The sequence below is a fragment of the Quadrisphaera granulorum genome (assembly GCF_003149145.1).
Taxonomy (GTDB): Bacteria; Actinomycetota; Actinomycetes; order Actinomycetales; family Quadrisphaeraceae; genus Quadrisphaera; species Quadrisphaera granulorum.
Window position 1 is genome coordinate 1 of record NZ_QGDQ01000045.1, and the last position, 19,405, is coordinate 19,405.

20 protein-coding genes and 1 pseudogene are annotated in these 19,405 nt (G+C 70.7%); 10 read left to right on the top strand and 11 right to left on the bottom strand.

All coding sequences use genetic code 11. The features are described 5' to 3' along the window. The 4 genes from BXY45_RS21655 to BXY45_RS21675 form a co-directional block, all read right to left on the bottom strand. Positions 1 to 1,589, bottom strand: a 1,589-nt coding sequence (locus BXY45_RS21655; RefSeq protein WP_170131672.1) for a hypothetical protein, incomplete at its 3' end; no start/stop codon positions are given. A 143-nt stretch (positions 1,590 to 1,732) separates the two neighbouring features. Continuing rightward, on the bottom strand, positions 1,733 to 2,401 hold the full coding sequence (locus tag BXY45_RS21665; protein ID WP_109776616.1) for a DUF6318 family protein: 669 nt from the start codon (positions 2,399 to 2,401) through the stop codon (positions 1,733 to 1,735). A 101-nt stretch (positions 2,402 to 2,502) separates the two neighbouring features. Next, positions 2,503 to 2,889 (bottom strand): type VII toxin-antitoxin system HepT family RNase toxin, encoded by a 387-nt coding sequence (gene hepT / locus BXY45_RS21670; protein ID WP_170131673.1) that lies wholly within the window; start codon positions 2,887 to 2,889, stop codon positions 2,503 to 2,505. Between the two features lie 47 nt (positions 2,890 to 2,936). Continuing rightward, on the bottom strand, positions 2,937 to 3,347 hold the full coding sequence (locus tag BXY45_RS21675) for a nucleotidyltransferase domain-containing protein (RefSeq protein WP_146211322.1): 411 nt from the start codon (positions 3,345 to 3,347) through the stop codon (positions 2,937 to 2,939). Between the two features lie 107 nt (positions 3,348 to 3,454). Here BXY45_RS21675 and BXY45_RS21680 point away from each other — a divergent pair, with 107 nt between their 5' ends. Both BXY45_RS21680 and BXY45_RS21685 read left to right on the top strand, forming a co-directional pair. Next, positions 3,455 to 3,718: a type II toxin-antitoxin system Phd/YefM family antitoxin gene (locus tag BXY45_RS21680; protein ID WP_211319836.1), complete on the top strand. Its 264-nt coding sequence runs from the start codon at positions 3,455 to 3,457 to the stop codon at positions 3,716 to 3,718. A 52-nt stretch (positions 3,719 to 3,770) separates the two neighbouring features. Then, complete coding sequence (locus tag BXY45_RS21685; protein WP_109776620.1) at positions 3,771 to 4,202, top strand: type II toxin-antitoxin system VapC family toxin; 432 nt, start codon at positions 3,771 to 3,773, stop codon at positions 4,200 to 4,202. A 296-nt stretch (positions 4,203 to 4,498) separates the two neighbouring features. On the opposite strand, the gene BXY45_RS21690 is transcribed toward BXY45_RS21685, so the two are convergent. Further along, a complete protein-coding gene (locus BXY45_RS21690) occupies positions 4,499 to 5,035 on the bottom strand; it encodes a hypothetical protein (RefSeq protein ID WP_109776621.1) in 537 nt (178 codons plus the stop codon). A gap of 355 nt (positions 5,036 to 5,390) precedes the next feature. Here BXY45_RS21690 and BXY45_RS24400 point away from each other — a divergent pair. After that, positions 5,391 to 6,299: pseudogene (locus BXY45_RS24400) on the top strand (ADP-ribosylglycohydrolase family protein). A 20-nt stretch (positions 6,300 to 6,319) separates the two neighbouring features. On the opposite strand, the gene BXY45_RS21700 reads toward BXY45_RS24400, so the two are convergent. Then, entirely contained in the window at positions 6,320 to 6,913 is a 594-nt protein-coding gene (locus tag BXY45_RS21700) for a TetR/AcrR family transcriptional regulator (RefSeq protein ID WP_109776622.1), read from the bottom strand. 90 nt (positions 6,914 to 7,003) lie between these two features. On the opposite strand from BXY45_RS21700, the gene BXY45_RS21705 reads away from it, so the two are divergent. The 3 genes from BXY45_RS21705 to BXY45_RS21715 all read left to right on the top strand — a co-directional run bounded on the left by BXY45_RS21705 (position 7,004) and on the right by BXY45_RS21715 (position 11,625). Further along, positions 7,004 to 7,711 carry an SDR family oxidoreductase gene (locus BXY45_RS21705; protein ID WP_109776623.1) on the top strand — a complete coding sequence of 236 codons (708 nt, stop codon included), beginning with the start codon at positions 7,004 to 7,006 and terminating at the stop codon, positions 7,709 to 7,711. 87 nt (positions 7,712 to 7,798) lie between these two features. Beyond that, positions 7,799 to 10,222, top strand: coding sequence for a 2OG-Fe(II) oxygenase (locus BXY45_RS21710; RefSeq protein ID WP_170131674.1), 2,424 nt, complete (start codon positions 7,799 to 7,801; stop codon positions 10,220 to 10,222). Further along, entirely contained in the window at positions 10,222 to 11,625 is a 1,404-nt protein-coding gene (locus BXY45_RS21715; protein WP_109776625.1) for a plasmid pRiA4b ORF-3 family protein, read from the top strand. The genes BXY45_RS21710 and BXY45_RS21715 overlap by 1 nt, the downstream gene beginning before the upstream one ends. A 62-nt stretch (positions 11,626 to 11,687) precedes the next feature. On the opposite strand, the gene BXY45_RS21720 is transcribed toward BXY45_RS21715, so the two are convergent. Next, complete coding sequence (locus BXY45_RS21720; protein WP_109776626.1) at positions 11,688 to 11,918, bottom strand: FitA-like ribbon-helix-helix domain-containing protein; 231 nt, start codon at positions 11,916 to 11,918, stop codon at positions 11,688 to 11,690. Positions 11,919 to 12,281: 363 nt separating this feature from the next. On the opposite strand from BXY45_RS21720, the gene BXY45_RS21725 reads away from it, so the two are divergent. Next, on the top strand, positions 12,282 to 12,698 hold the full coding sequence (locus BXY45_RS21725; RefSeq protein WP_109776627.1) for a hypothetical protein: 417 nt from the start codon (positions 12,282 to 12,284) through the stop codon (positions 12,696 to 12,698). Next, positions 12,695 to 12,874 (top strand): hypothetical protein, encoded by a 180-nt coding sequence (locus tag BXY45_RS21730; RefSeq protein ID WP_109776628.1) that lies wholly within the window; start codon positions 12,695 to 12,697, stop codon positions 12,872 to 12,874. The genes BXY45_RS21725 and BXY45_RS21730 overlap by 4 nt, the downstream gene beginning before the upstream one ends. 95 nt (positions 12,875 to 12,969) lie before the next feature. On the opposite strand, the gene BXY45_RS21735 is transcribed toward BXY45_RS21730, so the two are convergent. The 4 genes from BXY45_RS21735 to BXY45_RS21750 all read right to left on the bottom strand — a co-directional run bounded on the left by BXY45_RS21735 (position 12,970) and on the right by BXY45_RS21750 (position 18,064). Next, positions 12,970 to 15,228 carry a nuclease-related domain-containing DEAD/DEAH box helicase gene (locus BXY45_RS21735; protein ID WP_170131675.1) on the bottom strand — a complete coding sequence of 753 codons (2,259 nt, stop codon included), beginning with the start codon at positions 15,226 to 15,228 and terminating at the stop codon, positions 12,970 to 12,972. Between the two features lie 92 nt (positions 15,229 to 15,320). After that, positions 15,321 to 16,130: an HNH endonuclease gene (locus tag BXY45_RS23625; protein ID WP_211319839.1), complete on the bottom strand. Its 810-nt coding sequence runs from the start codon at positions 16,128 to 16,130 to the stop codon at positions 15,321 to 15,323. A gap of 335 nt (positions 16,131 to 16,465) precedes the next feature. Further along, positions 16,466 to 17,254, bottom strand: a complete 789-nt coding sequence (locus BXY45_RS21745) for an SRA domain-containing endonuclease (RefSeq protein WP_109776630.1) — start codon at positions 17,252 to 17,254, stop codon at positions 16,466 to 16,468. Positions 17,255 to 17,356: 102 nt separating this feature from the next. After that, positions 17,357 to 18,064: a hypothetical protein gene (locus BXY45_RS21750; protein ID WP_109776631.1), complete on the bottom strand. Its 708-nt coding sequence runs from the start codon at positions 18,062 to 18,064 to the stop codon at positions 17,357 to 17,359. Positions 18,065 to 18,263: 199 nt separating this feature from the next. Here BXY45_RS21750 and BXY45_RS21755 point away from each other — a divergent pair, with 199 nt between their 5' ends. Together BXY45_RS21755 and BXY45_RS21760 are read left to right on the top strand one after the other, a co-directional pair. Then, positions 18,264 to 18,965 (top strand): hypothetical protein, encoded by a 702-nt coding sequence (locus tag BXY45_RS21755; RefSeq protein WP_109776632.1) that lies wholly within the window; start codon positions 18,264 to 18,266, stop codon positions 18,963 to 18,965. Between the two features lie 55 nt (positions 18,966 to 19,020). Continuing rightward, on the top strand, positions 19,021 to 19,347 hold the full coding sequence (locus BXY45_RS21760) for a hypothetical protein (RefSeq protein ID WP_109776633.1): 327 nt from the start codon (positions 19,021 to 19,023) through the stop codon (positions 19,345 to 19,347). Positions 19,348 to 19,405: the final 58 nt, after the last annotated feature.

The window sequence follows — 19,405 nt, forward strand, 5'->3', positions numbered from 1 at the left end:
TCCGCCGGACCCCGCAGCTGCAACCCCGCCTGCCCATCAGCCTCACTCCAGCGCGACGTGGAGCACCCCGCCCGCGCCTTGGCCGCACGAGCCTGCGCAGCATCAGGGTCGATGCGGTGCACCGCGGTGTTCAACCGCTTGGTCCACGCCCGCCGGTTCGGACCCAACCCCGCCCCCGCACTCGGACGTGACCCCGCCGCATCAGGAGATGGCGACGACGACGGGGAGGACCCCTGCGCGCCAGCGTCGTCAAGGCCAGCAGCTGAACCGTCGGTCGGGCTGTCGGTGGGGCTGTCGGTGGGCCAGGTGTCCGACCCGGTGGCTTTGCCCAGCAACTCCCGCCGCACCGCAGCGGCGACCCGCTCGGCATGCTCACGCGCCGCAGCCTCGGCAGCAGCATCCACATCCGCCCGGTCCGCGACCGCCCGCGCCCGCAACTCCTCACCGGTCAGCGGCGCCTGCCCGGTCTCGGCACGGACCTCGTCCTCAACAGCACGCGCCTGGTTGAGGGCCTCCTCGCGCGCAGCGGTCTCCCGCTCCAGCGCGCTCAGGTAGGCGGTGGCACCCACCGCTGTCAGCTGCTCCAACATCCACGTGCCCGCCCCCGCCGGCAACACCCCGGCGGCCATCGCCGCCGCCACCTCCCGGTGAGCCCCCAAAGCTGCCAGTCCCCGCTCCACCAGAGCATCAGCAGCAGCCGAACCGATCCCCAACCGGGCACACAACTCCGAGGCCGCCGTCGAACGCACCTGGGTGGCCCACGGACGACCCTTGCCATCACGAGCGGTAGCAGCGCGGGCATCAGCGACGTCCTGCTCAGCCTCCGCGCGGCGGCGAGCAGCGAAGACCCCCGCCAGCTGGTCACGGCGAGCAGCCAACGCCGCCAGCTGCCGCTCACACGCCGCGACCGCCTCCACCAACTCCGCATCCGAAACCACCGAACTCGCCGGCTCCTCGCGGAGGGACCCCTCACCGGTGCCTGCACGGGAGTCCTCACCGGAGACGTCGGTGTCGGCGGGCTGGACGTCGACAGGGTCGCCGTTCACCTGCTCGGCGTCCGTGTCAGCTCGCTCGGCAGGTCGCGGCGCGTCGTCGAGGGATACGCCCCCAGGGTTGTCGGCCCACTCGGCTGCAGCGCTGCTCGTGCTGGTGGTCGTGGTGGTCGTGGTGACAGTCGCGGGGTCGGAGGCGGGGAGCGCGGAGTCGGTGGAACGGCACGCAGCGTCCAGATCCACGGACAGCTGCGCCCACAGCGACTCCACCGCTTGAACCAACCACGACCCCGGAGCCAAACCCGCCCACGACAACGCCCCACGGTCGCGTACCCCCACCAGGCACGCCTCCGGCGCCAGCCCCGGCAACGCACCCCGCGGCTCAGGCAGCGCGGACGCAACGAACCGCGCGCCGTCGTCGTCCTCATCGACAACGGTGGCAGCCCCCGCTTCAGCGGGCACCGTCAACGGCTGGCTGAACTGGCCTACCACCCCGGCCGGCGGGTCGACCTCATAGCAGTCCGGGTGGGCCTCGGCGCGCTGCCGCAGGAGCACCGCAAGGCGATCCTCCAGCACCGAAACCGATGTCGAACCCATGTCCACATCACAGCACCCACCACCGACAACAGGCGCTGACCAGCGCTTTCGTCGTTTCAGCGCGAACGAGAACGCCTTGTCAGCTGGTGATCCCATCGTCGATGCCCGCCCATACGAGCGGTGTAGCCGATCGGCCGCGACGATTAGTTGATCGGCGCCCACAGATCGCCCTGAAGACTGTCAGCTCGCCAACGATCTCCCGCCCAGACCAGCACGACGTCGGTCTCGCGCACGCCACCTCGGAGGTCCGCGATCTCCCCTGTGTCGAGCGCTACGACGAAGTCGCTCGCTGTCACCGACAGGTGGGCGACGGCTCGTTCCGGCGTCGCGGACGTGACGGTCACTGCGGTGGGGTGCAGGTGAAGTTCGTAGAAGTGGGCGTCCTGCGCGCGAACGGACTTCAGTGCCGCCGTCGCACCGGCGCAGACGACGCAGTTCGGGGTGGAGACGGACTCGATCCACGCGGGGTCGTTGGTCTGGTACCCGTACTCGAAGGAGGCGACGAGGAAGCGGGCGGCAGCGGCGGCACCCTCGGCGTCGTCCGTAGCCTCCGGCACCGTCGGCGGCGGGCCCGGGTCAGGCAGCTCCTCATGCGACGCCAGGACGTCGATCGCGTGCTCGGCCCCCTTGTCACCGAGGAACAGGTAGGACCCCGAGACCCACAGCACGGACACCACGATCGGCAACGTGACGAAGAGTCCGCCGGCCAGTCCCACGACGACGAGCGCAGTGATGCCAAGCCTACGAAGCCAGCGGCGCTCCCGCCCCTGCGGCGCTGAGGACGGCAGGGGCGGAAGGCGGTTGTCGATCATGACCTGGAGGCTAGGGACGAAGCGTCCACCTCCGCTGATCTTGATTGCCGACCTGTGGACAACCAGCGAGAAGGGTCGTGGTGATCGATGAACCGAGGTGGTCAGTGCTCCCGCAGCAGCCAGGCGCTGACCTGGCGCACGAAGGCCGCCGCGTCAGCGCGTGCCTGGGGGACGGCCGCGGCCACGATGTCGAGGTCGGCTCGCGCGTAGTCATGGACGAGCAGGTTGCGCATGCCGATGGCCCTCCGGAGGGAGGTCGCCAGCTCTTCGTCCAACGCCTTCAGCGTCAACGCTGCGTCGATCGCACCGCGGTAGGTCGTTGGGGGGTTCACCATCCGGCTGGAGACCACATGGCTGCAGACGGAGACGGCGAGATCGACGACCTGGGTGAGCATTCGCTCGACGGCGCGTCTGAGCAGTCGCTCCTGATGAAGCCGCGCGCCGTCTACCGCACCCACGGCATCCAGATCTTCGACGAGCTCTGCCATGAGCGCGAGCTTCGCCTGAACACTGAGGGGGTCGAGTCGAGGCGGAGTCATCCGGCGGCCATCCGCTCCAGCGCGGCTCGCCGCAGCCACTCGGTATCAAAGACCTCCGAGGCTGCAGCCATCTGGGTGGCTCCCCATCGCCCCGGACCGTCCTGCCACAGGGGCAGCGCACCCGCCAGCCCATTGAATCGAGCAGCCGGCTCCGCTCGGTCCAGCACCATCAGGTCGACACTCTCCGTGCCGCTGAGCTCCACGAGCGCTTCGAGAACGAGCAGCTCCGCACCCGTGGCCGGACGGGCGAAGAGGACGGCAACGTCGAGATCGCGCGCTGTACTCGCGTCCCGCACAGCACTGCCGAAGACGGTGACCAGCGCGAGCCCGTGCCGGCGAGCGAGAGCGTCGAGCCGCCCATCGTCAGCGGCCACGACCAGCCGCTCGAGCGCCTCCACCATGCTCACACGCCGACGGTAGCGCGCAGGAGCAGACGAGGGGGCGCACCGGCAGGTGCGATCAAGCACCGCCACAGATGTACACGGGAAGATTCCTGAAACGTACACTCGCATGCGTGGAGGTCTCGACGAGTGCGCTGCGGGCAGAGCTCGCCACCTGGCTGCGCCGCGTCGCTGCCGGTGACGAGGTAGTCGTCACGGAGCGCGGCACTCCTGTCGCGCGCCTGGTCCCGGTCGGTTCTACGCCGACCATCGAACGCCTCATCGCCGAGGGCATCGTGAGCCGCGCTCCGTCACCTCGGCGCCCCTCGGCGCGCGGGGCGGTTCGAGCGCAAGCGACGGCGCCGGTCTCCGACCTCGTGGGCGACCAACGACGATGACCTCCCTACAGAAGCAGCGCCGGAGCAGCAGACCGCACTCCTGCAACAGATCGTGAGCATCGTCTACTTCGACAGCTCCGCACTCGTGAAGCTCCTCGTCGAAGAGTCAGGGAGCGAGCTCGCCGCGGACCTGTGGGACGGCTGCGACCTGGCCGTCGCCAGCAGACTCGCCCACGTGGAGGTCCGGGCAGCGCTGGCTGCGGCACAGCGAGACCGTCGCCTCACCGACGAGGGTCGTCGCCAGGCCGAGGAGCTGTGGTCTGCGTACTGGGCGTCGGTCTCGCCGATCGAGCTGACAGCCTCAACCGCCGACGCCGCCGCACGACTCGCCGGCGAGCACGCGCTCCGCGGCGCCGACGCGGTGCACCTGGCGAGCCTCGCCGCGGTTGGAGAAGAGCATTGCGTCATGGCCGTCTGGGATGCCCGGCTCCACGCAGCCGCTCGCGCGCTGGGGTTCGGGACCGCGCCGGCCCACCTGCCCTAGCGCCCAGCTCCTCACCGCGACGGCGGCGCCCCGCTCGCCCACCGTGCTCCGCAAGCCAGGCACGTCGCGTCGACCACCAACCCGGGCCGCGAGTCGCCCGCTCCGGCCCCACCCGTAGCGGCGCGGCCCCGTGAGTAATCCACAGCCGGCGGAGACCCCAGCACCAGCCTCACGCCCTCGCGCTCCCCGCAGCCGGGGCAGGTGAGCGGCGAAGGCATCGCGCCACGGTAACCCCGCGACTCCGCGGTGGTTCCGCGAGACGGCTCGCGGCTGTCGCCGTCGTCGTCCTGATCGATTCAGGACGACGACGGCGAACCGCAGCCGGCCGCCATCCCCGGCGCCGCCGCCAGCTCGTCCATCGACGCCACGGTCAGCACCCGCGGACCGGGGAAGGTCCACGCCTGGGCGGTGATGCGGGGCATCGGGAGCGCCCGCAGGTCGACGAGGTCGACCGGGTCGACACAGTGGTCGGTGGCGGGAGCCACCGTGGCGCCGTACGACCACACCGACACGCGCCCCGGCTGCAGGGGCGAGACGCGGTCCGCGACGGCCGCCGCGGCGGTGTGCTCCCCGGCAGCCGCCTCGGGAACGGCCATCACGAGCGGAACACCGGCCTTATCCGAGTGGTGCAGCCCGTGGGCGAGCGCCTGCTCCGCGCACTCACGCGCCTGCCCCGGCAGCACGACGACGATGAGCACCTCGGGACCGAGGTAGGCGCGGCACCACCCCGGCAGCGGTCCCGGGCCGTTGCCGACCTCCGGCCAGAAGGCCTGGACGTCGTCGGTGATCGCGCGGGCGACGTCGTAGGGAGCGGTCGGCTCGGTCCAGCGCATGAGCGCAACTCCAGGGGCTTGAAGCGGACGGACGTCATCCCTGACGTCCTGACATCTGTTCGGTGCCGAGAGGGGGCGGCTTGAGGTCCGTGTGCCACGACCATGACAGATGTTTCTGCTGGTCAACGCTGGATTCGGCCAAACGTGTCGCGGTCGGCCGATGGTGACGACGACGACGGCGAGAAGCGCCCGCCGCACCGCCTGTGGAAGCCTCCGGAGACGCGCCGACGTCAGATGAACGGAGCCCGCTGTGACTGAAGATCTCCGCCAGCTCACCGCCGAGCAGCTGGACCGCGCAGCCGGTGTGCTGCTCGGCCAGGCGGTCGGTGATGCGCTCGGCGTTCCCTACGAGTTCGTGCCCGAGCACCGCCTGCCGCACCTCGGCGACGCCACCGACGGCCGCGCGGAGATGCTCGGCGGCGGCCTGGGTGACTACGCCCCGGGCGAGTACAGCGACGACACGCAGATGGCAGTGATCATCGCGGAGGTGTCCTCGCGCGGGCTCGACCTCACCTCCGCGGAGGCGCTGGACGAGATCGCCGACGGCTTCATCGCCTGGGCCGCCGACGGACCCGCCGACATCGGCATCCAGACCGCCACGGTGCTGCGGGGCTCCGCGCCAGGCCCAGGCTCGGCGGAGCGCATCCGGAGCGCTTGAGCGGCGCTGGCCGCTGCCGGCCAGCGCACCGGCGGCAACGGTGCCTTGATGCGGACGGGCATCGTCGGGCTGACACGCCTGCACGACAGGGACGCCACCGCTCGCGCCGCGCGAGCCGTCGCCGAACTGACGCACGCCGATCCCGACGCCGGCGACTCGTGCGTGCTGTGGTGCGAAGCGGTGCGGGTCGCCGTGCTGGAGGGGCGACTCGACGTGGAGAGCGGCCTCGACCTGTTGCCAGCCTCACGGCGCGACCTGTGGGCCAGCCGGCTCAGCGCTGCCGCCCGCGGAGAACGCGACCGCGGCGCGAGCAACGGCTGGACCGTCGCCGCACTGCAGGATGCCTGGACAGCCATCTCCTCCACACCAAGCCACCACCTCGAACCGGCACTGCACGCGGCGGTCCGCACCGGCAACGACACAGATACCGTCGCCGCGATCGCCGGAGCACTCCTCGGCGCGCGGTGGGGCGCCAGCTCTGTACCGGCGCCGTGGCGGGAGCTCGTGCATGGCATCGGAAGACGACGCGCTGCCGACCTCGAGCGGCTCGCCATCCAGACCGCTCAGTTCGGCGAGGTGCCCAGCGCGTCACCACTCGCACCCTGACCACGGCCCCGCATCGAACGCTACGGAGCTGCTGGCGCGGCACCCAAGAGGTCGCACAGAGCAGAGACATCGGTCTCGCTCAGCGGTCGGTCCGTGGCGAGCAACCGGTACCAGATGGCACCGAAGACCAGGTCTGTGACGAGCTCGTCGGGCGCCACGTGAGGAGCGTCGCCCCGCTCGTGAGCGCGCCGGAGCACCTCCGCGAGTGCGGCCCGGCGTCGCTGAAGGAAGCCTGAGCGGAACCTGGTGCCGAAGTCAGGGCCCAGCTGCGCCTCCGCCATGAGGCCACGCAGGGCTGCGGCAACACCGGGCACGCTCAGCAGGGCGAAGGAGTCGCGACAGAACTCCTCGAGCTCTACCCGGTAGGAGCCGCGGTCGTCGACGGAGACCTCCACGTCGGCCCTGACGGCCAGGGCTTCGAGCAGCACGTCGGCCTTGCTTGGCCACCAGCGGTAGACCGTCTGCTTGCCCACTCCGGCCCGCAGTGCGATCCCCTCCACGGTGAGGGCGCGGTATCCGACCTCGGCGGTGACCTCGAAGGCCGCAGCCAGAATCGCGGACCGTGACTGCTCGCTCCGTTTGGGGCCGCGTCGACCGGGTGCTGTCTCCGTCACGGGACCAGGCTAACAAATGCGAGACGGAGCGGTTCGAGCTGAGGTACGGTTTTTACGAACCGCAGCGTCTCGTGAAAGCAGGTCTCATCCATGGGTACGTCTCTCGTCGTCGGCGGCAGCTCGGGCATCGGTCTGGCTACCGCCGTGCGCCTCCTCGCTCACGGCGACTCCGTGCACATCGCTGGCCGCAGCCCCCAGCGGCTCGGCGCCGCCACGGCCGCACACCTGGACCTGAAGCCGCACGTACTTGACGCCGGTGACCCGGCCGCCGTCGCAGCCGTGCTGGAGGAGGTCGGCCCCATCGACCGCCTCGTCGTCACGTTGAGTGGCAGCAAGGGTGCCGGTCGACTGGCGGACCTCGACCTCGGTGAGCTGCGCTCAGCGTTCGAGGAGAAGCTCTGGCCCACCCTGACCGTCGTCAAGGCAGCCCTCCCCCACCTCGGTTCACGCGGATCGGTGACCCTCGTCGGCGCCGTCACCGCTCGCATCGGCATGCCGGGCACGGCGGGCATCGGAGCACTCAACGCCGCCGTCGAGGCACTCGTCGCCCCGCTGGCGGCCGAACTCGCCCCGCTCCGCGTCAACGCCGTGTCGCCGGGCTACGTGGACACACCGTGGTGGAGCGGACTGCCTGCGACAGACAGGGAGGCGTTCTTCGCCGAGGTCGCCCAGGGGCTGCCGACCGGCCGCATCGCCTCCGCCGACGACGTCGCCGAGGCTGTGGTGCTCCTGGCCACCAACGCCAACCTCACCGGAACCGTCATCGAGTCCACCGGCGGAGCCCACCTCACCGCCTAGCAGCCCGACCCCGGCGAGGCACGCCATGCCCTCTCGGTTCTCATCGACAGCGGGAGGGCATGGCGCCATCCCCTACCGTGCTCGCCCGTGGTCAGCCTCGAGCCTCGCGAACACCTGGCGATCCTCCTGCGGGAGCAGCACGCGTCAGCTCCGTCGGCGCTGCTGGTCGACCTCGAGCCCGACCACCTGCACGTTGACGTCTCCGGCCTCGGCACCCTCGACCTCCCGGTGACCGCTGCCACCGCGAAGTCCCTCCGAGCGCTCGGAGCGCCCGCCGTGGTGGGGCGTCGCGAGCGCACCCTGCACGACACGACCGTCCGCGACTCCACGCAGCTGCCCGCATCCGCCGTTCGCGTCACCTGGAGCGACGACGCCCTGCGCGACCTCCTCGTGCGGGCCACCGAACATCTCGAGCTGCCCGCCGGCACGGTGCTGATCCCCGAGCTGCACGCGCTACTCGTCTACGGCCCCGGCCAGTTCTTCACCGTCCATCAGGACTCCGAGAAGGACGACGCGATGGTCGCCACCCTCGTGGTCACGCTGCCGTCCCGGCACACCGGCGGGGAGCTCGTCGTCCACCACGACGACGGGTCGCTGTCCGCCAAGGGCAGCCGCACGCGCACCACCGCCGTCGTCTTCCACGCCGACCGACACCACGAGGTCACCCCGGTGAAGACCGGGTACCGGGTGTCGCTGACCTACAACCTCCTCGCGCGCGCCGTGACCGCCCGCGACTTCCCTGCCGCTTCGGAGCCTCCCCCGCAGACTCCCCAGCCAGGTGGCCCGTCGGCTCTGACGGACCTGGTCCGCGAGCACTTCGCGTCGTCGTCCTCGGCACGGTGGACTGGACCGCTGCGGCTGGCCTACCTGCTCGACCACGAGTACACCGAGCGCTCCCTGGCGTGGGGACGCCTCAAGGGCGCCGACCGGTCCCGGGTCGAGCGGCTCCTCGCGGCCGCCGACCGCGCCGGCTGCACCGCGGTGCTCGGGTTGGCCCAGGTACAGGAGACGTGGGACACCGTCGACGCCGACCCGCGCTGGTCTCGCCACCGCTGGTACGACCACGAGGACGACGACCCAGACGCCGCGTACATCGAGCCCGAACAACAACCCACCGACCTCGTCGACAGCACCGTGTCGATCTCCCATTGGGTGAACCGCGACGGCACCGCCGCGCCGGTCCGACTCGTGCTCAGCGAGGAGGAGGTGTGCGCCTCGACGGCGTCGTCGCAGCTCCAGCCCTACGACACCGAGCAGCAGGGCTACATGGGCAACTACGGCAACACCCTCGACCGCTGGTACCGGCGAGCCGCGGTGGTGCTGTGGCCCCACGACGACGACGTCGCCGTGCGCGCCGAGGCCGACCCTGCCTGGGCGGCTCGGCGGATCCTCACGCGGGCGAACGACGGCGATGTCGATGGCGCCCGCCGCGATGCGTCCGCGCTCGCCCCCTTCTGGGACGCCGCAGCCCGCGACCTCACACGAGACGGCGCAGACCCGGCTGCTGCCGGAGACCTCCTGCGAGCTGCGGCGGCTCTCGACGACGGCGACCTCGCGCGCATGCTCGTGCGACCGCTGAGCGTGGTCGACCTCGGTGTGGAGCACGCGGGAGCCTTGGCCGAGCTCGCTCAGCGCTACGGAATCGCGTGGTCGAGCGTGGTGGTGGACGGCTGGACCGGACGCAACGACACGATCCGGGGGTTCTCGCTGCGGCGCGAACCCGCCGCCCGGATCGAGTGGCTGTCGACCTTTCCGGCGTTGGCCGCTGCCCTGCGCGAGGCAAACCCGTCCGGTGATGAGCTGGTAGGTGCTCAGCTGGTGAACCGCCTGGTCGTGAGTCTGTGGCCGGACGTGCGGGCCGCACTCGTGAAGGCCGCCAAGATGCCGGGAGCTCGGGCTCGGGCGAGTCGCCTCTCGGACGTGGCGCCCGCCGTCGTCGCCCTGCTGCTGGCCGTCAGCACCCGTGCTTCCGGTGGCGCTGACGGTGCCGACGACGTCAGTCGCGTGGTGCGCGAGGTGGTGTCGCTGGCGCGTCAGCACGCCGAGCCGCTGCTCGACGTCCTGCGCGCCGCAAGCGCCGCAGCGCAGCGCATGCCCCCCGAGCAGCGGGAACGTGCGGGCTTCGCCGAGCTCGCCCGCATCGAGGCCGAAGTACTCCGCGAGCGGCTGGCGCGTCCCGCGCGGACGCCGGGTGACTGGGCCCTCCCCGTGCCGTCCGGGTGTGGGTGCGCGTGGTGCGCCGAGCTGGCCACCTTCCTCCGCAACCCGGCTGCGAAGAGGCGCGACTGGCCGCTGGCAGAGCCAGGTCGCAAGCACGTCCACGCCCGCATCGACGCCGCTGAGCTGCCGGTACGTCACGAGACACTCCGCGCCGGCCGCCCGTACACGCTGGTGCTCACCAAGGACCCGGCGATCTTCGACGACGACGCCGCGACCCGCGCCGAGGACACTGCTCAGCTGGAGCGGCTGTTCGCCGGCGGGCTGCTCGACGGGCAGGGTGAGGTGCTGTGATGTCCAAAACCGCCCTGCTGGCTGAAGGGACGACGGTGGAGCTCCGCGTCGAGCTGCTGGTCGAATCCGACGAGATGCCGGCCCGGCCGTGGCGGACGCTGCGCCTCGCCTCCGAGATGCCTCTCGCGGCCGTCCACTCCGCGCTGCAGGCGGCCTTCGGGTGGACGGACAGCCACCTGCACCGCTTCTACCTCGGCACACCGTTCTCGGCGGGCACCCAGTGGTTCGGCAGCCCGACCGATGTCGCTGAGGACGACCTCAGTGAGGGGATCGACGAGACCTCCGTGGTGCTGGGCGATGTCCTCACACAGCCCGGCGACGAGTTGCACTACGTGTACGACCTCGGTGACAACTGGGACCACCTCGTGCAGGTGCTCGACGTGACCCCTCGGCCCGCTGGTGCTGCAGCGGTGGAGCTGGTCGCCGGAGACCACGCGGCGCCGGAAGAGGACAGTCGCGGCTCGCTCACGTGGGACGCCGAGGACTGGGCCGCCAACGGCATGCAACCGCCGACCCCGCCGCCCCCGTTCGACCTCACCGCAACGCGGCGGGAGGTGCGGCGGGCACTCGTGGCCGCTGATGCCCGACCTCGGCTGGACGAGGTCGCGTTCCCCGTGACGATGTTCCTCACCCAGCTGCGCGGCCCGGGGAGTGGGTTGGTGCAGTGGCGCCTCGCTGAGGCGGGCGTCGTCCCGTCGGGTCCACTCGCAGCTGGCCCTTTGGATGACCTGGACGATCTCGACGACGACGCCGTGCGCGCCGCGGTCCACCCGTGGGCCGCAATGCTCGACGTCGTCCAGCGCGCTGGAGCGGAAGGCCTGACGCTGACGGCCGCCGGCTACCTGCCGCCGGCCGCGGTGGTCGAGCTCATCAGCGCGGCCGACCCGCTGCGCCGATGGATCGGCGCCGCGAACCGCGAGGACCTCACCCCGCCCGTCGGCGAGCTGCGCGCCGACACCCAGGCCCTCAAGCTGCTGCGAGTGGCCAAGGGCCGCCTGCTCCTCACGCCCGCCGGTCGACGTGCTGCTGCGGACCCCCGCACCCTCCTCACGCACGTGCTGGAGCGCATGCCGGTCTCCCACACGTCCGACGAGCACGACGCAGGCATGCTCGCGCTCATCGCCGTCGCCACCGGTCGAGTGCCGCTGGCACCTGGTGTCCGTCACGGTGAAGGAGGCATCGACCTGCTCTCGGCGGGCATGGACTCGATCGGGTGGAGCGTCGGCGGTCGCAGCCTGACCGCGGACCACCTCAAGGGAGCCGCACGCCCCACGCTCGTGGCACTGGAGCGGCTCGGTGCGCTGCGGCGCCCCGAGGCGACGCCGTGGGACGACCCCAACGAACTCGGACCCGCAGCGGTGCACCTCGCACGCCGTGCGCTACGGGAGTGGCCGCCCCGGTGACCCACTCGCCCCCGCGCCGAAGCCCCGGCACCCGCGCCAGGGCGGTGACGAGCACCGACGCATCAGCGACCAGCACGGTCTTCGGCCAAATCTGCGACGGCGGTCGCCAGCGGCAAGCGTCCACCCGTTCGGCCCGCAGCGCGATCAAGTACTTCGTGTGGGTCGGGCACCGCGGCGTCCTCCACGAGCTTGGTCAGCAGGTACTCCTGCAGTGACTGGTGTGCACGAGCCGCACGCTGGCGCAAGACAGCGACGGTCTCCTCGGGGACGTCGTTGATCTGCACGCTCGGCATGCCGCCAGATTGACGCCGTGGCAGTCAATGCGGCAACCAGCAGCGGCGGCCGTGAGGGAGCGCTTCAGTACGAGCCCATCCACAACCGGTCACGAGCACGAGTCATCGCGACGTACACCTCGTGCCGCGTCAGCGCATGGCGCTCCTCGTAGGCGACGGCTCCCTCACCACGCCGCTGCTGCGGCGGCCGCGTCATTCGTCGGGGCTGTCAGTGGCGGTCGCCACAGTGAGCCCATGCGATGGTGGCGCTGTTCATCCCCTCCCCCCGCTGCGCCTCAGGGCGAGCCCACTCCAGCGCAGTACCCCGCCCTTGAAGTCGTCGCCGAGGCGGTCGAGCGCAGCATCGACGCCCAGGAGCGGCGGGTGAACAGCCTCGACCAACGAGGCGGCGTGTTGCTCGGGTCGAGCGGGGTCTTGGTGGCCGTGACCGCGCAGCGAGTGGACGAGTTGGGCTGGTTCGCCGTCGTCACAGGGCTCCTGGCCGCTCTCTGCGCGCTCTGTAGCGCCCTGGAGATCCGGCCGCGATCGTCGAACGCCGTCAACCCGCGAAGGCTCCTCGAGAAGTGGGCACGGGGTGAACCGGAGACTGTCAGGTTGGTGATCCTGTCGACCGTCGCCGACTCGTACGACCGGGAGGAGTCAGCGGCCCGTCAGAAGGGTCGACTGCTCACCACCGCCGTCGTGCTGCTCGCGTGCGCTGTCGGTGTCCTGCTCTCCGGAGTTACCGTGGAGTCGGGAGTGCTTCACCACCTGGCCAGCATTCTGAGGAGGGCGTCGTGACGGTGTCGGAACAGCGCGCGAATCCGAAACTCGCGCCCGACTGGTCCATCCTCGACTTCGCCGACCCTGACCTCCTGGCCAACCTCGACGGAGACCAGAAAGTCGTGCGGCGCGACCAGGATCACCTCCGCGAGCGACAGCAGCGTCGGCGCGAAGAGAGGGAGCACCGTGCCTGACTCCCGCGATGAGGCACCGCACCCGGAGCCGGTACCTCAGCTGCCCACACCGCCTCCCACGGTGATCGCTCCCGATCCGACGATCAACAGCCCCGTCATCGCCTCGCCCCCGCGTTCCGTCCGCCCCCCGCGAGTGCCATTCCGGCGGTGACGGACCGGCCCCCAGGCTCGGCAGCTCCGGACCGACTTCTGTAGGAGCCCATCCAGAGCTGGTCACGGGCTCGCGTCATCGCGACGTACACCTCGTGCCGCGTCAGCGCACGACGCTCCTCGTAGGCGGCGTCGCCCTCACCACGCCGCTGCTGCGGCGGGCGCGTCACGGGGTGAGGCAGAAACACGTGCTTGAACTCCAGGCCCTTCGCACGCTTGACGGTGCCCACCTTGAGGGCGGCTGACGGCTCGCCGTCGTAGTCGGCGAGGTCGGCCACGGGGATGCCCGCTGCCGTGAGCAGTGCACGCACCTGCTGGGCCTCGGCATTGGTGAGCGTGAGCACGGCGCAGTCACCGAGTGGGACGACGACGGCGGACGCGCGGACGGCGTCGACCAGCGCGGCGTCGTGCTCGCGCCGGTTCGCGTGGACGCTGCGGACGACGGCCCCACCAGCACGCAGGACGGACACGCGCCGACCGGCCGCTCCGGCGGGCTCGCGGACGCCGTCGTCGTCGTCCTCATCGGGATCTTCGTCGGTGGCGTCTGTGTCAGCGTCGTTGTCGGCTTCAGCGAGCTGCGCTGCGGCCGCGAGCACCTCGGCGGTGTTGCGGTAGTTGGTGCGCAGCACCGTCGAGCGACCCTTCACGCTGATGCCCGCCTCGAGCAGCGTGAAGCCGCCGGGGTAGACGCTCTGCTGGCTGTCGCCGAGCAGCAGCAGACCGTCGGGAGCGTCTCCGACGAGCGCGTGCAGGAGCTGCACGCCGACCATCGACAGGTCCTGCACCTCATCGGCGATCACCGCCACGTACCCAGGCGTCACGGGTGAACGGCGCACCTCTGCGAGCGCCTCGCAGAGGAGGTCCACGAAGTCGTGCAGGCCACGTGCCTGGAGGGTGTGCTGGTAGTCGACGTAGAGGTCCCACACCGCCTCGCGGTGCTCCAGGAACAGGGGCACGCGGCGGCCGACGCGCTTGAGCAGCGCGTACTCGCCAAAGGTGGTCAGCCCGCGGCCCTTGATGACGGCGTCGACCTCCTCGCGCCAGTACGACGGCGGCACCGGCACGTCCGCGAGCTGCGGACGCTGCGCGTGGCGCGCCCACACCTCGTCGAAGGCCTGGCGTGACGCCGCCGGGTCGACACGGAGCTGGTGTCCGCGCTCCCGCAGCAAGCGCCCGGCCCAGCTGTGGATGCTGGAGAACTCCACGCGGTCGGCGGTGCGCGGACTGAGCTGCCGGTAGAGACGCTCCTGCACGCGAACGAGGCTCTTGACGTAGGTGGTGACGAGCACGCGACCGGGCCGGGTCGAGGCCAGATGAGCCGCCCGGTGCAGCGCGACGACGCTCTTGCCCGTACCCGCTGGGCCGCTGATGCGCGCCGGGCCGGACATGGCACGGCGGACGATGCGCATCTGGTCGGGGTGCAGGAACGTCATCCACTCCTCGACCGGCGCGGCGAGCGCGGCGCGGAGCAGCCCCTCCTCGTAGGTGGCGCGGTCGAACAGCTCCAGCTGCTCGTCGGCGGGCAGGTCGGGCACACGCGCGAGCACTGGTCGCGGGGTGCGCGGTGCGACGGGGTTTGAGGCGACGTCGTGAGGCGGGAAGGTCCGGGCGAGCTCGGCGGCCACCTCGGCGACCCGCTCCGGCTGCAGCCGGCGTGCGCGCTGCGACGCCCACGGGACCACGCGGTGCTCGCCCATGGCGAGCACGCGGCCGAGGGATGTCGGTGGCAGGTCCGCCGCTCGTCGTCCTGCGAGGACGACGACAGGCTGCACGTGCAGCGGAGCGAGCCCGAGACCCGCGACGGCGTCTTCCACGGGGGCGGTGACGGCGAGCAGGGCGTCGACGTCGTCGGTGGCGTCGACCTCTCCGCGCCACAGCACGCCGGCTTCGATGCGCGGCTCGGCCCAGCCCTTGACGTCGATGACGAGCACCCCGCCGGGGCCGACCTGGATGAGGTCGACGTTCGCAGCACGCGTGCCGGGCCAACGGCGGTCAGCGAGAAGGTGCCAACCCCACGCGGACATGGCGCTGAGGCGGGTGGCCACACGCCGCTCGGTGGTCGCGGCGGCGCTGTGCCGGGCGGCACGGTCTTGCTCCTCGCGGAGCAGCCGCTCGTACTCGGCGACCATCGCCCGGGCGTGCTGAGCGAGTCGGGCCTGTGAGTCGCCGGCGCCGGCTGCTGCTGCGTGCGGGGTCGCGCTCACGGGATCCACCTCCGTGATCGACATCGGCCACGGAGCGCGACGAGAAGAGGATCAGGGCTGCGGGGTCACCCTGACGGGCCACATACGGCACATCAGCCCGCGCTGAGGAACTCCTCGTACCGCCGCTCGAGCAACTCTCGAGCCGGACGCTCCGCCTCATCGATAGGTGTGACGCGCAGAGGCTGCCGGTGGTGTCCCTGTAGCCCATGCAAGAGCATCGGCCCGTCCTTCTCCTCCAGCAGGTCCGCCCGGATCTCCACGACGCCTACGCCGTCAGCCACCGGACGGATACCGAGGATGTCGGCGTCGAACGCCGCATGGTGGATCTTGCACATCGCCAGCCCGTTCCGCACCGAGGCGATGCCCCGAGGATCGGCGTCCGGAACGATGTGCGCGGCGTCGAGGAGCCGCTCGTGGCGCAGAGAGCAGACCGTGCAGCGCGAGGCGTACGCGCGCATCACGGTGGCGCGAAAGACCGGCTGGTGGAGGCGGCGTCGGGTCTGAGCGACCACGTAGCGCCGAACGTGCTCATCGGGAGGCGAGCCGGCAGCAACGAAGCCCTGACCGACGCCCGGGTCAACAACGAACCTGCCCTCGCCTGGCTCCTCGCCCACGACGAAGACCGGGAACAGCGGCAGGTAGGAGGCCGGTCCCACGCCGAACAGCCACACCAGCTGTACACCGCGCTCCATCGCGCGCCGCAGCGCCCTGCTTTCCGGGTGCTGGGCTGACGAACCCCGGTAGGGAACGCGGAGAAGGCCCTCGGGTCCGGGGACGTCGTCGAACGGACGGTCGGCACTGCCGGCCGCGAAGGGCGTCACGAGCGTCAGGGCCGTGTCAGCTCCCTCGGCGACGACGACGCTCGCGCCCGTCCGCAACAACGGAACGCGCCGGCCGTTCACGACAACTCCGCGCAGCTCTTCTGCCGTGACGGGGTCGGCACCGTCGTGGCTGCGAACGGTCAGCCAAGCAGCGACCTCCCGGCGGAGGCGTTCGTCGTCGTCCTCATCCCATGGACTTGGAGGTCCGGTGAGCGCCGGAGGCGGACCGGAGAGATCGATGAGAATGCCGGTACCGGTGCCGCGACTGCTCTGCCGATCGCTGACGAGAGAGGTTCGCTGGCCGTCCTGCGGGCGATGGAGGACGTCTCCCACTGGGAGCAGACGGAAGACGAAGACGTCCCTCATGTCACCCAGCTGGTCCGGGGCCCGCTCGACGCGGTATGGATCGTCCTCATCTACCTCGAACTCACGAGGTACACGTGGTCCTTGGCCCCGCTACCCGCCAGGTATCCGTCTGCCACGAAGACCCGCAGGCTCCGCTCATCGCGCCGGTGTTCGAGGATGGCCTTGTTGCCCTTGGTCATCTCCTGGCCGCCGGTCCGGCCCTCGCCCGTGTACGTGAACACCGAGCCGTCGGGCGACCACCCGTCAAAGTTGTAGCCATTCTTCTCGCCCGCGCCGGGGTCGGAGTAGACGAAGACATTCAGCGTCCTCCGAGAGGGCTGGATGCCGCCGTAAATCGCTCCGCCATACGCGTGCTGGCGCTCCTCACGCGACATGCGTGTGCCCGGAGCGTGCACCCATCGCTGGGCCTCGGCAGCGGTGACCGGGAGTGCCGGGCGTTGGTGGGGCGGTACCACCGTCAGCGCCGTAGCGGTGCTCACCTGCGGGACGTGTGAAGGCTCGTGTTCCTCGGCCGCTGATTTGAGAGTGGGCGACACCCCAGGAGGTGCCGCCTCGACGGCGTCATGAACCTCGTCGACGTCAGAGGCTCCGGCAGGAGCGGCGGCCCGACGCCCCGCGTCGGTGAGGCGCCACATCCCCTCACCCGCCGGGCCCAGGAGGCGCTCCGCCACCATCGCCGCCCCCTCACGGCGCACCCGCTCGGCTGCAGTGCGTGCGAACTCGCCATGGGGGTCGAGGGCGCGCGCTACATCGTCGATGACGGCGCGCCGTCCCAAACTCCCAAAAGGAGTGGCGACCAGCCGCTGGAGGATGGCCTCGCGCACGAGATCGTCAGCCACCGTCGTCCCGCCTCGCCGACGCTTCCGTCACCGATCGCGATCCCCCGATCGTCACGGCGAGAGCTTCACACACGGGTCCGACCAGCTGGCGCGGCCCCCGGATCAGTTGACAGCGGTGTCGTGCTCCGCGCTCCCGAAGACGAGGGGAAACGCCCACTTCGCCGCGACTCCCACGCCACTCATCGACACCATGTTGACGGTCGCCCCGACGCCCGCGCCGATGAGCGGCACGATCTTCACAAGATTGACGGCCCCGGTCGTGCCAAACTTGGTGAGCAGCCGGAAGCCGACACGCTTGTTGATCTCAATGAGGACGCGGCCGGGCAGCCGCTTCAGCTGGGCCATCGCGATCTTGTTGCCGATGACGACGCCGGCCTTGGCCAGGATCTCCGTGCCAGCGGCGCCGAGGAGTGTCGCGCCGATCACCGCTTTCACGTGCTCGTCCTGAGGATCGTGCCCGCGCAGGTGGGCGATAGCCACCGCCAGACGCGTAGCCGCGAGGTAGTAGGTCCAGACGTCCGTGGGAATCGCCAGCGCCACCAGCGGACCGCCGGGGAGCCCGGTGACAGCGCCAGATGTGCCCACGAGGAGCTTGTGTGTGGCGACCAGAGCATCGATCGCTTGTTCGCGATCTCCGGCGGCTGCACGCAAAGCCTCCTCAGCCACCTCGGGGCCGCCCTTCCACGGTCCGGCTCCTTCCGTCGCGAGATCGATGAGTCGTTGCAGCAACCGGGAGGCGAGCTCGGTCGCCTTTCCATCGGATCCGTCGGAGGAGTCGTCGGCAGCGGACGGCGCAATGAGCATGGCCATGGGGAACTCATCGACTGACGACGGCCTCGGCTGGACGACGAGTCAGGCGGACGGGCCGGAGTGACAACGGGCTTCACCCGCGGGGAGTCTCCCGTGAACACGCCAGGGAGCGGCGCGCAGCGATGCCTGCACCGCACACCGATTGCCGCCGCGACGAACTGCTGAATCAGTCTCCGCAGGTCAGGGCTACTCTCCCGAGATGAACCGCAACGTGGCGGCCGCCTGCTTGATCGTCGTCGCCCTCTCCGGCTGCAGCCAGCCAAGCCCAGAGGACAAGCTCCTGGATGCCGTACATCAGACATCTGCGACGGGTTACGAGGACAGCGGCGTCATCGTGGCCGCCGGCATGGCTTGCGAGATGGGCGGCATGGGTCCGGTGGCGTTCATCGGGCCGCTCACCGACAAGGGACTGACCAACGAGGAGGGCACGGAACTGCTGCCTGCGTTCCGCGAGTACTGCCGCACGGCTTACCCATCAGCCTCCGCTGGTGCCTATGCCACCCCGGCGCCGACGGTCACCGTCACGCAAGCTGCACCTCCACCTCAGCAGCCAGCGCCGACAGTTCAGATGGGCGAGAACCAACTGCTCGTTTCGGCCTTTCTTTCGATGATGCGAAGCCGTCCGGAAACTCAGGGGGTCTACGCCGCCAACACCGACGCCCAGCTGCTCGAGTGGGGGCGCGGGGTGTGCACCGTGGCCGAGGGGTTCGTCGCTCAGGGGCAGACACTGGAGCAAGCCCAGAACTCGACGAGCCTAACCTACGCGGCCAGCATCGCAACGTCGATGTCTCAGGCAGGCAACATGGACGTCAACGAGCTCACCCGGCGGACCACGGCCACGGCCTTCTTCGTGGGCGCGTCGCTGCCGACGTTCTGCCCGCAGCTCAGCCCGGCTTCCTGATGCGCACGCCCTCCGCCCGCCACCGCCCTAAACAGCACGAACCAGGTACTACGACGTGGACGGGAAGGAGACCGGCGTGACCGGCAACCCAACTCGACGCCCCAGAGGCACACCGCGCATTGAGGAAGAGGCGTCTACCGACCGACGAGGTGTCTTCTGCCTTGAAGGCGAGTGGGAGGACGACTTCCGCTCCACCGCGAGCGTCGAGCCACTGTTGAGGCTCCTGCTGGACACGGGCAACGCCACTGGCGTCGTCCACCGCAACGTCGCGACACCCGAGGGCCTCTTCCTACACCTCGACCGCTGGCTCAACTGCGACGAAGCCGGCGACTACCCCCTCCTCTACCCAGGGCGCGGTCATAGTCGGGCGATGACTGTGTGACCTGCAGTGATGACCCTCGGTGATGCGACGGCGGACGTGACCCGCGACGATCGAAGCT